Below are 16,478 nucleotides of genomic sequence, written 5' to 3' on the forward strand. Positions count from 1 at the left end.
GATAGAATTTTTCTTACTGAATTGAAGAAACAGATCAGGGAATCCGGGAAATTGTAAGGAGGCTGCTGCCGCAGGATTTTACCTGGATATTTTAGGATAGATCATAAGAGGAGAGAAAGAAAATGGCAAAAAAGACTACATATGACGCGGAGAGTATTACCATTCTGGAAGGACTGGAAGCCGTCCGGAAAAGACCGGGAATGTATATTGGAAGCGTCAGTACCAAGGGGCTTAACCACCTGGTGTACGAAATTGTAGATAATGCGGTAGATGAGCATCTGGCAGGATTTTGTTCACAGATAGAGGTGACACTGGAAAAGGACGGTTCTGCAACGGTAACAGATAATGGACGCGGTGTGCCGGTAGGTATGCATGCAAAAGGAGTATCGGCGGCCAGAATCGTATATACCACCCTACATGCGGGAGGTAAGTTCGATGATTCGGCATACAAGACAAGTGGCGGTCTGCACGGAGTAGGTTCTTCGGTTGTTAATGCACTATCTACTTATATGGATGTAAAGATCAGCCGTGACGGTGCGGTCCACCACGACCGTTATGAGAGAGGAATTCCGGTGGTAGAACTGGAGGATGGGCTTCTTCCGGTGATCGGAAAGACCAAAAAGACCGGAACCTGTGTCAATTTTCTTCCGGATCCGACAATTTTCGAGAAGACGAGATTTAAAGAGGAAGAGATCAAGAGCCGACTGCATGAGACAGCCTACCTGAATCCGGAACTGACGATTATATTTACAGATAAAAGAAAGACACAGGAAGAGAGGATCGAGTATCATGAACCGGATGGGATCATTGGATTTATCAAGGATCTGAATTCCAAAAAAGAAGTGATCCACGATCCGGTTTACTATAAAGGAGAAGCAGAAGGTATCGAAGTGGAAGTTGCATTCCAGTATGTGAATGAATTTCATGAAAATGTACTAGGTTTCTGCAACAATATTTATAATGCGGAAGGGGGAACCCATCTGACCGGGTTCAAGACGACATTTACGACGATCATGAACCAGTATGCCCGTGAAATTGGTGTGTTAAAGGATAAGGATGCCAACTTTACCGGTGCGGATGTACGGAACGGAATGACGGCGATCGTATCGATCAAGCACCCGGATCCGAGATTTGAGGGACAGACCAAGACAAAGCTGGACAACCAGGATGCGGCAAAAGCGACCGGAAAGGTGACCAGTGATGAGATCCCGCGTTTCTTTGACCGGAATCTGGAGACACTGAAAAAGGTTCTTTCCTGTGCGGAAAAAGCAGCAAAGATCCGTAAGACCGAGGAAAAGGCAAAGACGAATCTTCTGACCAGGCAGAAATATTCTTTTGACAGTAACGGTAAGCTTGCCAACTGTGAGAGCAGGGATGCATCCAAATGTGAAATCTTCATCGTTGAGGGAGATTCTGCGGGAGGAAGCGCAAAGACTGCCCGCGACAGAATGTATCAGGCAATCCTGCCGATTCGTGGAAAGATCCTGAACGTGGAAAAAGCAAGCATCGATAAGGTTCTGGCAAATGCCGAGATCAAGACCATGATCAATGCATTCGGATGTGGATTTTCAGAGGGATACGGTAATGACTTTGATATCACAAAGCTGCGGTATGACAAGATTATCATCATGGCGGATGCGGATGTGGATGGAGCGCATATTTCCACACTGTTGCTGACCTTATTCTACCGGTTTATGCCGGAACTGATATACGAAGGTCATGTCTACGTGGCAATGCCGCCGCTTTATAAGGCAATGCCGAAAAAGGGAGAAGAAGAGTATCTTTACGATGATAAGGCACTGGAGAGATATAGAAAGACACATTCCGACTTTACCCTGCAGCGATACAAAGGTCTGGGTGAAATGGATGCAGAGCAGCTCTGGGAGACAACCCTCAACCCGGAAACTCGAATGATGAAACGGATCGAGATCGAGGATGCACGTATGGCATCCGGTGTAACAGAGATGCTGATGGGAACAGAAGTTCCGCCGCGCCGCGCATTTATTTATGAAAATGCGACAGAGGCAGAACTGGATATTTAAAAACAGATCGGAAAGGCATGGATTTTCAAAAGGGGAAAGTCTGTGTATCAGAAAACATAAACTAGAAGAGGTAAGAGAAAATGGAAGAGTCACAGATCATCCGGACGGAATATTCGGAGCTGATGAAAAAATCATATATTGACTATGCCATGAGTGTTATCATTTCCAGAGCCCTCCCGGATGTCAGGGATGGTTTGAAACCGGTACAGAGAAGAACACTCTATGACATGTATGAGCTGGGAATCCGTTATGACAGACCATACCGTAAATGTGCGCGTATTGTCGGGGATACCATGGGTAAATATCATCCACATGGAGACAGCTCGATCTATGAAGCGTTGGTTGTTATGGCACAGGAATTCAAAAAAGGAATGATCCTGGTAGATGGTCATGGAAACTTCGGCTCCATTGAAGGAGACGGGGCTGCAGCCATGCGTTATACTGAAGCAAGACTGGCGAAAATCACACAGGAGGCATATCTTGCCGATCTGGACAAAGATATCATTGATTTTGTACCGAATTTTGATGAGACAGAAAAAGAGCCGGCAGTTCTTCCGGTAAGAATTCCGAACCTTCTGCTGAACGGTGCGGAAGGGATCGCAGTTGGTATGGCAACCAGTATTCCGACACATAACCTGGGAGAGATTGTGGATGCGGTTAAGGCATACATGAAGAACAATGACATCACGACAAAACAGCTGATGAAGTACATCAAAGGACCGGATTTCCCGACAGGCGGGATTGTCGTCAATAAAGATGATCTGGCAGAAATTTATGAGACTGGAACCGGAAAGATCAAGATTCGTGGAAAAGTAGATGTGGAAGAGATAAAAGGCGGACGGAAGAAGATCGTCATTTCCGAAATCCCGTACACCATGATCGGAGCCGGAATCGGTAAATTTCTGAACGATGTCTGCAATCTGGTGGAGACAAAGAAGACCAGTGACATCGTAGACATTTCCAATCAGTCTTCCAAGGAAGGAATCCGTATTGTAATTGAAGTGAAGCGTGATGCAGATGTGGACAATCTGATCAACATGCTTTATAAAAAGACCAGACTGGAGGATACCTTTGGTGTCAATATGCTTGCGGTAGCCGATGGCAGACCGGAAGTACTGGGACTCAAACGTATCATCGAACATCATGTAGATTTCCAGTTTGAACTTGCAACCAGAAAATACAAGACGCTGCTGAAAAAAGAGCAGGATAAAAAAGAAATCCAGGAGGGTCTGATCAAGGCGTGTGACGTGATCGACCTGATCATTGAGATCCTGCGTGGAAGCTCGTCCATCAGGGATGCAAAAGAATGTCTGACAACAGGTGCGACAGAGAAGATCAAGTTTAAGTCGAAAAGATCTGAGAAGATGGCATCCATGCTCCGGTTTACCGACCGGCAGGCACAGGCAATTCTGGAGATGCGTCTGTACAAGCTGATCGGTCTGGAAATCGAGGCGCTGATGAAGGAGCATGAGACAACGCTTGCAAATATCGCAAAATATGAGGATATTCTGAATAATTATGATTCTATGGCGCAGGTGATCATTGATGATCTGGATGCGCTGAAAAAAGAATATGCCGTGAAGCGTAAAACGAAGATCGAGAATGCAGAAGAAGCTGTGTTTGAGGAAAATAAAGTACAGGAGCAGGAGGTTGTCCTTCTGATGGACCGCTTTGGTTATGCAAAGACGGTGGATGGATCCGTCTATGAACGTAACCGGGAAGCGGCAGATAAGGAGAATAAGTATATTCTGCGCTGCATGAATACCGGCAAGTTGTGTCTTTTTACATCGGATGGCAAGATGCATCAGATCAAAGTGATGGATCTCCCTTATGGAAAGTTCAGGGACAAAGGATTTCCAATCGACAATGTAAGTAATTTTGACAGTACAAAAGAAGAAATCGTATATCTATGTGATGACAGAGAACTCTTTTTCTCAAAATTCCTGTTTGTCACGAAGCAGGGAATGATCAAAAAGGTGGCAGGAAGTGAATTCCAGGTAACTAAGCGGACAATCGCGGCAACGAAGCTGCAGGATGAAGATGCACTGGTAAGTATCCGGCCGATCCGGGATGTGCAGGATGTAGTTCTGATGACGGAGAATGGATTTGTGCTCCGTTTCCCGGCGGAAGAAGTTTCGGAGAAGAAAAAGGGTGCAGTTGGTGTGCGCGGTATGAAATTACAGAAAAATGACAGTGTGGAAGAGGTATATCTGTTTGAAGAAGGAACGGAGAGCAAGGTGATCTTCCATGAAAAAGAAGTGACACTGAACCGCTTGAAACGGGCGAAAAGAGATGGAACAGGAACACGAATGAGAAAGTAGGTCGATCGTATGGCAACGGTAGGAATTGATCTTGGAACAACAAACAGTCTGGCAAGCGTGTGGCAGGATGATAAATGCACGTTGATTCCAAATAATCTGGGAGAATATTTAACACCGTCGGTAGTAGGAATTGATGAGAACGGTGAGATGCTGGTAGGGAAAACGGCGAAAGAGCGTCTGATCTCCCATCCGGAAAGTACAGTGGCAAGTTTCAAGCGTTTTATGGGGACGGAGAAGACATTTATGCTTGGAAACAGGCGGTTTACAGCGGCAGATCTGTCGTCCATGGTCCTGCGGCAGCTGAAAGAAGATGCGGAAAAATACCTGGGTGAGCCGGTTGAAGAGGCAGTCATCAGTGTTCCGGCGTATTTTAATGATTTTCAGAGAAATGCGACGAAGATGGCAGGAGAACTTGCCGGACTTACTGTGGAGCGTCTGGTCAATGAGCCGTCGGCGGCAGCACTTGCCTATCGCTTTGGAAAGACTAAGGAGGATCAGACCTTTCTAGTGTTTGATTTTGGAGGAGGAACTCTGGATATCTCGATCGTAGATGCATTTGACAGTGTGATCGAGATTGTGGCAGTTGCCGGAGACAATCATCTCGGTGGGGATGATGTGAACCGTGCAATTGCGGAAAAATTTCTAAGTGTCAATCGGATTGATGAAGGAAAGATCACTAATGAAGAAAGAGCCAGCCTGATCCGGGAGAGTGAGAAGCTGAAACGTACACTGACTAATGCGCCGGAGGGCGAGATGGAGGTTGTGATCGGCGGACAGATTTACCAGATGAAACTGGATGCGAAAGGACTTCTGGAGGTGTCTGCAAAGCTGCTGGAAGGAATCGGGATTCCGCTGAAACGGGCGATGAACGACAGTGGTTATGGATGGGAGGATATTGACGAGATCATTATGATCGGTGGATCCGGTAAGATGAAGATCGTGCAGAATTATCTGCAGTTTTTGAGTGGTAAAAGACCGTGGTGTGAGATCGATCCGGATGTTGCGGTTGCGGTCGGCGCCGGAATGTATGCCGGGATTAAGGAACGACAGCAGGCAGTGCGGGATGTACTTCTTACAGACATCTGTCCGTTTACACTCGGAACCGAGATCATTCACGGGGATCCGAAAGGACCGGCGATCATGTCTCCGATCATTGAGCGGAATTCGGTACTTCCGATCAGCCGGATAGAGCGATACTGGACGGTACATCAGTTCCAGGAATACTGTGATATCACGATTTTACAGGGCGAGCACCGATATGCAGACCAGAATCTGGAGCTCGGACGGATCCGTGTGCCGGTGCCGCTGGCAAGAAGAGAGGATCAGAGGGAAGCGGTGGATGTCCGATTTACCTATGATATCAACGGAATTCTGGAAGTGGATGTGACCGTGGTGAGCACCAAGGAGCATTTCAGTAAGGTGATCGTCAACAAAGATATCCAGCTTACGCCGGAGCAGATTGAGGAAAGAAGAAAAGAGCTGCAGAAGATTAAGATCCATCCGAGAGAGCAGGAAAAGAACCGGCTTCTGCTGGAAAGAGGCGATCGTCTTTACGAAGAAAACACTGGAGAAATCCGAAAATATCTGGACAAGATCCTGGCGGATTTTTCAGTTGCATTAAATGCACAGGATCTGCGGACGATCGAGAAAGCGTATACAAGGACAAGTGAGCTTCTGGATATTGTGGAGAATACACCGAAGAGATCGGTGCCGATCAAGATAGAAGCTTATCTGTATGATGAGTGGAGGAGGCAGCAGTGATGAACTGTTTTACGGTACTTGGGATTGAATCAACAACGGAAAAGAAAACGATAAAGCGGGCGTATGCGGCGAAGTCCCGGGAGTTCCACCCGGAAGAACACCCGGAGGAATTCCAGAGGATCCACGATGCCTATGAAGAGGCGCTTGCGTGGGCGGAGTGCAATGCGGGAAGAGGGGAAGAGCCACAGATGCCGGAAGAGCCGCGGCGGATGGAGATGGGAGCAGCGGAGCAGGAAAAAGCAGCGGAATCTGAAACATGGAATTATGCAGAGCCGGAGAGAAACCCGGAAGAGGCTTACATGGAAAATCCTCAGAAAGAAGATGTACAGTCAGAAGAATCTTCTGCGCAGTATGAAGAACTTCCTGTGCATTCTGACGAAGATTCTGAGGAAAGTTTCCGGGAAGAAGAGGCAGGAGAGCCACCTGTACAGTTAGAGGAAGATTTCCAGACATGGGACGGTGACTGGACCCGTCAGTTCCAGAATATGGCGGATGCTTCTGAGCGACAAGGCGCGGATGACCGTGAGGTCCGGAAAATCATGGAGCAGTGCATCAGTCTGTATTTGAATGAAAAGGAACGGAATAAGCTGTATCACTGGAAGGATATTTTGGAGGAACCGGCGTATAGAGAATATTTCCGAACAAAAACCTTTGTGGAATCCTGGTATCATTTTCTGGATACCCACCGGATGTTTGATGCGGCGATCTGGCAGTATTTTCAGTGGATTGATGGAAAATTATTTTCAGCTCTTGAAGCAGATGTGATGCCGTTTGCCTATCCGACACAAGAAGAAATCGAAAGAATGCCGCGGCAGGAGACACCGGAACAGACGCAGGAGAGGCGAACACCGGAGCCTGGTCCGGCACTTCCAAAGGTGAAAAAGGAGAAATCCAAAGCGGTGAAGGTACTCTTATATCTTGCGGCGCTTGCGGGAACCGGGATCGGCGGAATGATCCTTGGAATTATAGCAGGTACGATATTAGGGTAAGGAGGACGGAAGATGAAAAAGAAAAAATCCGGAAAAAGAATTTTTGCAATCGTTCTTCTTGTTGTGATTGGAATTGGCGGTTTTTACTTTGGATATGATATCGGAAGAATGGATCACGATGAGGAGAGAATTCGGGCAGAGCTGAAAAAGACGACTGCTGATTCAGAAATATCCATCCGCCCGGTTGCAAAGGGTGGTACTGGAAAAACGGAGATCGAAATCCTGACAGAATGTCTGGAGGATGCGAAGGACAGCCTGGAGAATCTGGAAAAATATAATGAACAGCTGCAGGCACTCGATGGAAAGACACCGGATACAGAAACTGTTGTTTTGATACAGGATCTGGATGATAAGAACGAAAAAGCATATGAAGTACTGAAAGATCTTACGGAAGACCCGGCGGGATACATCGCAGAAAAAGCGGCGGCGCGTGGCGAAGGTGATGAAGTCTGGGCAGATGACTGGGCAGCAGATATCCAGGTTGTAAAATGGCTGAAGGAGAACGACGGAAAGCGTCTTTACAAAGAGAATCAGGCATATATTTTAAAAATCCTTGCATTTCAGGAAAAGTAGTGCTATACTGTATGCAGTTACATAAGAAATCTGGCAGAAGAGTGGACGAAAGTTCACTCTTCTTTTTGCCAGTCATACAACCAAAATCGGACAGATTTTTGGAGCCTGATTAAGAAAGGAAGTTGCAGATTGTCAAAAAAAGAAGTATATGAACAGAAAACAGAAGAGATTCTGAACCCAATCGTGGAAAAGCATGGATTTGATCTCTGGGATGTAGAATATGTAAAAGAGGGCGGAAACTGGTACCTGCGTGCTTATATTGATAAGCCGGGAGGAATTATGGTCGATGACTGTGAGGTTGTAAGCCGGGAACTTTCAGACATTCTGGATGAGAAGGATTTTATCGATGAAGCGTATATTCTGGAAGTGAGTTCGCCGGGACTTGGCAGACCGCTGAAGAAAGAAAAAGACTTTGCAAGAAGCCTGGGAGAAGAAGTAGAGGTTCGTACTTACCGGGCAATCGACAGACAGAAAGAGTTTATTGGAATCTTAAAAGATTATGATAAAGATACAGTTACCATTGAATATGAAGACGGCGAGACGATGACATTTGATAAAGCAGACATCGCACTGATCCGTCTGGCGTTCGATTTCTAGTGACAGGAGGAAGAAGGAAATGAATACCGAATTATTAGAAGCACTTACAATTCTTGAAGAGGAAAAAGATATCAGCAGAGATACTCTGATGGATGCCATTGAGAATTCACTGATCAATGCATGTAAGAATCATTTCGGAAAAGCAGACAATATCAAAGTAATTATGGATAAGGAGACATGCGATTACACTCTGATCCAGGAGAAGACCGTTGTAGAAGAAGTAGAGGACAAAGTAGAACAGATCAGTCTTGCAGATGCGAAGATGATCGATCCTTCTTATGAGATCGGTGACATCGTACAGATCCCGGTTGAGTCCAAATCTTTCGGACGTATCGCAACACAGAATGCAAAGAACCTGATTCTTCAGAAGATCCGCGAAGAAGAAAGAAAAGTTGTATATGATCAGTACTTTGAAAAAGAAAAAGATATCGTGACAGGTGTGGTTCAGAGATATATTGGCAAGAATGTCAGTGTAAACCTTGGAAAAGCAGATGCGATCCTTACTGAGAATGAGCAGGTAAAAGGTGAGAAATTCGAGCCGACAGAGCGTATCAAACTTTACGTTGTAGAGGTGAAGAACACGACAAAAGGACCAAAGATCCTTGTATCAAGAACACATCCGGAACTGGTTAAGCGTCTTTTTGAGGCGGAAGTAACCGAGGTGCGTGATGGTATTGTAGAGATCAAGAGCATTGCAAGAGAAGCAGGTTCCCGTACCAAGATCGCAGTATGGTCTAACGACCCGGATGTAGATCCGGTTGGAGCATGCGTTGGTATGAACGGTGCCAGAGTCGGAGCCGTTGTAAATGAACTCCGCGGTGAAAAGATTGATATCATCAACTGGAGTGATAACCCGGCAATCCTGATCGAGAATGCACTCAGCCCGGCGAAGGTTATTTCTGTAATGGCTGATCCGGATGAGAGAACAGCAAGTGTAATTGTACCGGATTACCAGCTTTCACTTGCAATCGGTAAAGAAGGTCAGAATGCACGTCTTGCAGCAAGACTGACCGGATATAAGATCGATATCAAGAACGAAACACAGGCGATCGAGTCTGGCGAACTTCCGGCAGATTATATGAATATGGCTGAGAATTATGAAGATGATTATCAGGAGGAAGAGTATTCAGACGAAGAATATTCTGCTGATGAAGAATCAGAGGAAGAAGTAGCAGATGATCTTGATCTGTATGAAGAATAGACAGAGGTGATTATTTGAGTACGACCAAAAAGATCCCGATGCGTAAATGCGTGGGATGTCAGGAAATGAAGAATAAAAAAGAAATGCTGCGTGTTCTGAAAACAGCAGAAGGCGAATTCATTTTGGACGCAACCGGACGTAAGAACGGGCGCGGGGCATATCTGTGCTTTTCCGGAAAATGTTTGCAGGAAGCAATAAAGAATAAAGGACTGGAACGTTCTTTCAAACAGGCGATACCAAAAGAGATATACGAAAATCTGGAAAAGGAGCTGGAGCAGCTTGAACATGAATAGAGCATTATCGATGATCAGTCTGGCGGCCAAAGCCGGCAAGACAAAGAGCGGGGAATTCATGACAGAAAAAGAAGTCAAGGAAGGACGCGCGCATCTGGTGATTGTGGCAGACGACGCATCGGACAATACAAAAAAGAAATTTCAGAACATGTGTGATTTTTATAAAGTGCCAATATACTTTTTTGAAGATAAAGATACCCTGGGCCATGCGATGGGAAAAGAGTTCCGCGCTTCGCTTGCAGTAACAGATGCAGGGTTTGCAAAAGGAATCAGAAAACATCTGGATATGGAAGAAGGATAATAGGAACTGTATACAGGAGGTAGATTTATGGCAAAATTAAGAGTATATGAACTGGCAGAACAGATGAATAAGACAAACAAAGAAATACTCTCTATATTAAAAGATAAAGGAATTGAGGTGGCAAGTCATATGAGTACACTTTCAGATGAACAGATTGATGCAGTAAAAAGTGAAAAAACTTCTGAAGATACCCCGAAGAAGAAAAATATCGTTCAGGTTTTCAGACCGCAGAACTCACAGGGCGGCGGAAGAGGCCGTAATGGTCAGGGACGCCAGCAGGGCAGTCGAAACGGACAGCGCTCGCAAGGCATTGGAAATGGTCAGGGACGCCCACAGGGCAATGGAAACAGACAGGAACGCCCACAGAATGGTAACAGCCAGGGACGCCCTCAGGGAAATGGTCAGGGACGTCCGCAGAACGGAAACAGACAGGAACGCCCGCAGGGTAATGGAAATGGCCAGGGACGTCCGCAGAACGGAAACAGACAGGATCGTCCGCAGGGAGAAAACCGTGATAACAACAGACAGCGCAGAAATCCAAATGGGCCAAGAAACGGTCAGGATCAGAGACAGGGACGCCCGGGTGATGGAAGAAGAGATGGCGGATTCCAGAACCGCGGAGACAGAAGAGATAATCGAGATAACCGTGATAACAGAGACGGAAGAGAGATGCGTGATGGCGGACGCCGTGACGACAGAAGAAAATCCAGCCCGTCTATTCCGGCACCTGCAATCGCAGAACAGAAACCAAGCCGCAATAAACCAAAAGATGCGCACAAGAAGAAAGAATATAACAGAAATGAAGAGAACGAAGACAGACTGCAGAAAGGCAAAAAGGGCAAAAACAATAACGCTCAGCCGAAAATGGTAAAACCACAGCCAAAGAAAGAGGTTGTGGAGGAGCAGATCAAGCAGATCACAATTCCGGAAGTACTTACAATCCAGGAACTTGCAGATGCAATGAAGATCCAGCCATCTGTAATCGTTAAAAAACTCTTCATGCAGGGCAAGATTGTAACAGTCAACCAGGAAATTGATTACGAGACAGCTGAAGAAATCGCTCTGGAATTCGATGTGCTCTGTGAAAAAGAAGAAGTAGTCGATGTGATCGAAGAACTTCTGAAAGAAGACGAAGAAGACGAAAAGAAAATGAAGAAACGTCCGCCGGTAGTCTGCGTTATGGGACACGTTGACCACGGTAAAACCTCTCTTCTTGACAAGATCCGTGATACCCATGTCATCGCAGGAGAAGCAGGTGGAATCACACAGCATATCGGTGCTTCAGTTGTGGAAATCAACGGTGAGAAAATCACCTTCCTCGATACACCGGGACATGAAGCATTTACCGCAATGCGTATGCGTGGTGCAAATTCTACCGATATTGCAATCCTGGTTGTTGCAGCAGATGACGGTGTCATGCCGCAGACTGTAGAAGCGATCAACCATGCAAAGGCAGCAGGGATCGAGATCGTAGTTGCGATCAACAAGATCGACAAGCCAAGTGCCAATATCGACCGTGTAAAACAGGAACTGACCGAATATGAACTGATTCCGGAAGACTGGGGCGGAAGCACCATCTGTGTACCGGTATCTGCTCATACAGGAGAAGGAATCAAAGAGCTTCTGGAAATGGTTCTTCTTACCGCAGAAGTGATGGAACTGAAAGCAAATCCGAACCGCCGCGCAAGAGGTCTTGTAATTGAGGCTGAGCTTGACAAAGGAAAAGGACCGGTTGCAACCGTTCTTGTACAGAAGGGTACACTCCGTGTCGGAGATCCGATCGCAGCAGGTTCTGCATATGGTAAAGTACGTGCCATGATGGATGACCAGGGACGCCGTGTAAAAGAAGCAGGTCCTTCTATGCCGGTTGAGATCCTCGGTCTTAATGATGTGCCGAATGCAGGTGAAGTATTTGTTGGCTGCAAGAATGATAAAGATGCAAGAAGCTTTGCAGAGACATTCATCAGTCAGAACAAGATCAAGAAACTGGAAGAAACCAAGTCCAAGATGTCTCTGGATGATCTGTTCAACCAGATCCAGGAAGGCAACTTAAAAGAACTTGGAATCGTTGTAAAAGCAGACGTACAGGGATCTGTAGAAGCGATCAAGCAGAGCCTTGTCAAACTTTCCAATGAAGAAGTCGTTGTCAAGATCATCCATGGTGGTGTTGGTGCGATCAATGAATCTGACGTTACGCTTGCAGCAGCATCCAATGCGATCATTATCGGATTCAATGTACGTCCGGACGCAACTGCAAAGGAAACGGCAGAACGTGAAGGCGTTGATGTGAGACTGTACCGTGTCATCTACAATGCGATCGAAGACGTTGAATCAGCCATGAAGGGTATGCTTGAGCCTGTATTTGAAGAAAAGGTACTTGGCCATGCCGAAGTACGTCAGACATTCAAGGCTTCCGGAGTCGGAACAATTGCAGGATCTTATGTCCTTGACGGTACATTTGAACGTGACTGCCAGGCAAGAATCGTTCGTGACGGCGTTGTGATCTATGATGGAAAGCTTGCTTCATTAAAGCGTTTCAAAGATGATGTGAAGGAAGTTAAAGCCGGATATGAATGTGGTTTCGTATTTGAACGTTTCAACGATGTCAAAGAAGGAGACCAGGTAGAAGCATTCAAGATGGTGGAAGTTCCTAGATAAAGAAGGGTAGAAAATGAGAAAAAACAGCATTAAGAATACAAGAGTAAACGCAGAGGTGCAGCGTGAACTGAGTACTATTCTGCGTGGAGGGATCAAGGATCCGCGTGTTGCACCGATGACTTCGGTTGTAGCGGTAGAGGTTGCTCCGGATCTTAAAACCTGCAAAGCATATATCAGTGTCCTGGGCGATGAAAAAGCCCAGGCTGATACCCTGAAGGGATTACAGAGCGCAGAAGGCTATATCCGCCGCGAACTTGCTCATACACTGAATATGCGTAACACACCGGAGATCAAGTTCGTACTGGATCAGTCCATTGAATATGGTGTCCGGATGTCAAAGAAAATTGATGATGTAACAAGAGATTTACGGGAAGAGGATGATTAGTATGTTATTAGATGCAATTTCTAAAGCCGGGACGATCGCACTTGGCGGACATGTCCGCCCGGATGGGGACTGTGCAGGTTCCTGCATGGGATTGTATAACTATGTCAGAGAGAATTTTCCTGAAAAAGAGATCGATGTTTATCTGGAAGAGCTTCCGAATACGCTGAAGTTCATGAAAAATACAGATAAGATCCGGCATGAAGTGACGGAAGAAAAAACCTATGATCTGTTTATTGCACTGGATTGCGGGGATATGGGAAGACTTGGATTTTCGGCAGTCCTTTTCAAAAAAGCGGCAGTAAGATTCTGTGTAGATCATCATGTGAGCAACCAGAGTTTTGCAGATCAGAACTATATCATGCCAGATGCAAGCTCGACAAGTGAGCTGATCTACAATCTGCTGGATTATGGGAAGATGTCTGTGGAGACTGCCGAGTGCCTTTACACAGGAATGGTGCATGATACCGGTGTGTTCCGTTATTCCTGTACCCATCCGTCGACCATGCGCGCAGCAGCAGCACTGATGGAAAAAGGGATCGATTTTACAAAAATAATTACAGAGACTTTTGATGAAAAGACCTATGCACAGAACCAGATTCTGGGGCGTGCATTGTTGGAAAGCTTTCTTTTTATGGACGGAAGATGTATTGTATCTTACGTTACAAAAGAAGAGATGGATTTCTATCAGGTAAAAGCGAAACATCTGGATGGAATCGTAAGCCAGCTGAAACTCACAAAAGGTATCGATGTTGCAATTTTTATGTATGAGCTTGAACATGGAACCTTTAAGGTAAGTCTGCGATCCAGTGAAAAGATAGATGTAAGTGTAGTTGCAAGCTATTTTGGCGGCGGCGGACACGCAAGGGCAGCCGGATTCTCCATGACTGCCACACCACATGATATCATCAACAATCTGGCAAGAAGACTGGAACTTCAGTTTAACAGTGGGAGCGAAGCGGAATGATACATGGCGTGCTGAATGTATATAAAGAAAAAGGCTATACGTCCCATGATGTGGTTGCAAAGCTGCGTGGGATCGTAAAGCAGAAAAAGATTGGGCATACCGGAACCCTTGATCCGGATGCCGAAGGAGTACTTCCGGTCTGCTTTGGGAAAGCAACAAAGCTTTGTGACCTGCTGACAGATAAAGATAAAACCTATCAGGCGGTTCTTCTTCTCGGTCAGGTGACGGATACACAGGATACTTCCGGTCAGGTTCTGGAAAAACATAGCACAGAAGATCTGACTAATGAAAAAGTGGAAAATGTGATCCGCAGCTTTGAGGGAGAATACGATCAGATTCCGCCGATGTATTCGGCACTCAAAGTTAACGGGAAAAAGCTTTATGAGCTTGCCAGAGAGGGCAAAGAAGTAGAGCGGAAAGCACGAAGAATCACGATTCATGAGATCCGGATCCTGGAGATCAATCTTCCGGAGGTAAAACTGGAAGTGACCTGTTCAAAGGGAACGTATATCCGTACACTGTGTCATGATATCGGTCAGAAGCTTGGCTGTGGCGGATGCATGAAAGAGCTTTTGAGAACACGTGTAGAGCGGTTTGGACTTGAAGACAGTATCCGGCTCGGTGAAATTGCACAGCTTCAGAAAGAAGGGATTCTGGAGGAGAAGATCATCGCGATAGATGAAATGTTTCCAACGTATGCACAGGTCGTACTGCCACCAAAAACGGCCGCGGCAGTACGGAACGGGAATAGTTTCAGAAAAAGAGATATTTCACAGGAAACAGCATTAAAGGAGTATGAGAACGATGAGAGAGTCCGCGTGTACGATGAATCGCATCAGTTTATTGCGATTTACTGTTACTGCAGGAAAGACGATCTCTTCAAGATTGTAAAAATGTTTTTTGATGGAAATGAAAAAAAGTAATTAAAGAGGAAAGAACATGGACTATATCAGAGGGCTGGAAGCCTATCAGGATTCCAGAGAGGCAGCAATCACACTCGGCAAATTTGATGGAGTTCACAGAGGACATCAGAAGCTGATCAAAAAAGTATGTCAGCTGAAGGCGAAAAAAGGCGTTCGTTCTGTTGTGTTTGCATTTGATATGAATCCGCTTTATGAAAAGCTTGGAAAATCAAGAGAAGGGATCATGTCCAATGAGGAGCGCAGATGTCTTCTGGACGAGAAAGTAGATGTACTGCTGGAATGCCCGTTTTCCGAAGATGTTACAAGTATGTCGGCAGAGGATTTCATCCGGAAGATCCTGATTGAGAAAATTCATGCCCGGTATATTGTGATCGGAACGGATTTCCACTTTGGGCATGACAAGCGTGGTGATGCAAAAATGCTTGCAGAATATGCCGATGTGTATGGATATGAACTTTTTGTGATTGAAAAAGAGATGTACGGAAAACGGGAGATCAGCAGCAGCTATGTCAGGGAAGAGCTTCGGAAGGGAAATATGGAAGCTGTGAATGATATGCTGGGGTATGCATATACTGTACGGGGGAAAGTAGAGCATGGCAGGCAGCTGGGCAGAAAACTGGGATTTCCGACACTTAATGTACATCCGTCAAGGGATAAACTTCTTCCACCGAACGGAGTTTATCTGGATAGTGTGAGGATTGATGGAATCTGGTACAACGGAATCGGTAATGTCGGGTTTAAGCCAACGGTATCCGATGAGAACCGGATGCTGATCGAGAGCAATCTGCTGGATTACAGTGGTGATGCCTACGGAAAAGAGGTAGAGATCCAGCTTTATCATTTTAAGAGACCGGAGCAGAAGTTTGAATCGGTAGAAATGATGAAGGCTCAGATCGATCAGGATATTGCTTACGCAAAAGAATTTTTCCGTTATCATCATAAGAAATAACAGAGCCGGTGAAAAAGCTCTGGAAATGCGGTTATTTACAGGCAGCCTGTGAACAGGAATATGAAAACCTGCCAGATGCGGGAAAGATAAAATCCTTCTTGACAGGATTCGGGGCATATGGTACACTAGGCAAGTATGAAAAACCGATGTTCGGCAGATGGAATCTCCAACCACTGCTTAATATCAGGCAATTAACAGTATATTTAGGAGGTAGTGACAAATGATCACAAAAGAAATGAAAGAACAGATTATCAAAGAATACGGAAGAACAGAAGGAGATACAGGATCTCCGGAAGTACAGGTAGCTCTTCTTACAGCAAGAATCAATGATCTTACAGATCACTTCAAAGCTAATCCGAAGGATCACCACTCAAGAAGAGGACTTCTTAAGATGGTTGGACAGAGAAGAGGACTTCTTGCATACCTTAAGAAGAATGACATTGAAAGATATCGTTCACTGATCGAAAGATTAGGTTTAAGAAAGTAAGACGTATTTTACAGGGAGCGAAAGGCATCAGCTG

Annotated in this window: 15 protein-coding genes; all 15 read left to right on the forward strand. The window is 45.6% G+C overall.

Going from position 1 to position 16,478, the window contains the following annotated elements; genetic code table 11:
* The first annotated feature begins 122 nt into the window (after nt 1–122).
* Nucleotides 123–2,042 (forward strand): DNA gyrase/topoisomerase IV subunit B, encoded by a 1,920-nt coding sequence (locus tag PGR14_RS03645; RefSeq protein ID WP_022220261.1) that lies wholly within the window; start codon nt 123–125, stop codon nt 2,040–2,042.
* An 80-nt stretch (nt 2,043–2,122) separates the two neighbouring features.
* Nucleotides 2,123–4,363 (forward strand): DNA gyrase/topoisomerase IV subunit A, encoded by a 2,241-nt coding sequence (locus tag PGR14_RS03650; protein ID WP_008369323.1) that lies wholly within the window; start codon nt 2,123–2,125, stop codon nt 4,361–4,363.
* A gap of 9 nt (nt 4,364–4,372) precedes the next feature.
* Nucleotides 4,373–6,124, forward strand: coding sequence for a molecular chaperone HscC (locus PGR14_RS03655; RefSeq protein WP_270222978.1), 1,752 nt, complete (start codon nt 4,373–4,375; stop codon nt 6,122–6,124).
* Nucleotides 6,124–7,113, forward strand: a complete 990-nt coding sequence (locus tag PGR14_RS03660; protein WP_270222979.1) for a DnaJ domain-containing protein — start codon at nt 6,124–6,126, stop codon at nt 7,111–7,113. Before PGR14_RS03655 ends, PGR14_RS03660 begins: the two co-directional genes overlap by 1 nt.
* Nucleotides 7,114–7,125: 12 nt before the next feature.
* Complete coding sequence (locus PGR14_RS03665) at nt 7,126–7,686, forward strand: hypothetical protein (protein ID WP_008369317.1); 561 nt, start codon at nt 7,126–7,128, stop codon at nt 7,684–7,686.
* Nucleotides 7,687–7,815: 129 nt separating this feature from the next.
* Nucleotides 7,816–8,283, forward strand: coding sequence for a ribosome maturation factor RimP (rimP, locus tag PGR14_RS03670; RefSeq protein ID WP_008369315.1), 468 nt, complete (start codon nt 7,816–7,818; stop codon nt 8,281–8,283).
* A 19-nt stretch (nt 8,284–8,302) separates the two neighbouring features.
* Nucleotides 8,303–9,484 (forward strand): transcription termination factor NusA, encoded by a 1,182-nt coding sequence (nusA, locus tag PGR14_RS03675; protein ID WP_008369313.1) that lies wholly within the window; start codon nt 8,303–8,305, stop codon nt 9,482–9,484.
* A gap of 38 nt (nt 9,485–9,522) precedes the next feature.
* Nucleotides 9,523–9,777: an RNase P modulator RnpM gene (gene rnpM / locus PGR14_RS03680; protein ID WP_008369311.1), complete on the forward strand. Its 255-nt coding sequence runs from the start codon at nt 9,523–9,525 to the stop codon at nt 9,775–9,777.
* Complete coding sequence (locus PGR14_RS03685) at nt 9,770–10,078, forward strand: L7Ae/L30e/S12e/Gadd45 family ribosomal protein (protein WP_270222980.1); 309 nt, start codon at nt 9,770–9,772, stop codon at nt 10,076–10,078. The genes rnpM and PGR14_RS03685 overlap by 8 nt, the downstream gene beginning before the upstream one ends.
* Nucleotides 10,079–10,105: 27 nt before the next feature.
* A complete protein-coding gene (gene infB, locus PGR14_RS03690) occupies nt 10,106–12,736 on the forward strand; it encodes a translation initiation factor IF-2 (protein WP_082421055.1) in 2,631 nt (876 codons plus the stop codon).
* A gap of 13 nt (nt 12,737–12,749) precedes the next feature.
* Entirely contained in the window at nt 12,750–13,121 is a 372-nt protein-coding gene (gene rbfA / locus PGR14_RS03695; RefSeq protein WP_008369305.1) for a 30S ribosome-binding factor RbfA, read from the forward strand.
* Between the two features lies 1 nt (nt 13,122).
* Complete coding sequence (locus PGR14_RS03700) at nt 13,123–14,085, forward strand: DHH family phosphoesterase (RefSeq protein WP_055155875.1); 963 nt, start codon at nt 13,123–13,125, stop codon at nt 14,083–14,085.
* A complete protein-coding gene (gene truB, locus PGR14_RS03705; protein WP_055155876.1) occupies nt 14,082–15,008 on the forward strand; it encodes a tRNA pseudouridine(55) synthase TruB in 927 nt (308 codons plus the stop codon). The genes PGR14_RS03700 and truB overlap by 4 nt, the downstream gene beginning before the upstream one ends.
* Nucleotides 15,009–15,024: 16 nt before the next feature.
* Entirely contained in the window at nt 15,025–15,957 is a 933-nt protein-coding gene (locus PGR14_RS03710; RefSeq protein WP_008369299.1) for a bifunctional riboflavin kinase/FAD synthetase, read from the forward strand.
* Nucleotides 15,958–16,177: 220 nt separating this feature from the next.
* Entirely contained in the window at nt 16,178–16,444 is a 267-nt protein-coding gene (rpsO, locus tag PGR14_RS03715) for a 30S ribosomal protein S15 (protein WP_008369295.1), read from the forward strand.
* Nucleotides 16,445–16,478 lie beyond the last annotated feature (34 nt).

Source organism: Coprococcus sp. AF99-45, from assembly GCF_027663865.1.
Taxonomy (GTDB): domain Bacteria; phylum Bacillota; class Clostridia; order Lachnospirales; family Lachnospiraceae; genus Allocoprococcus; species Allocoprococcus comes.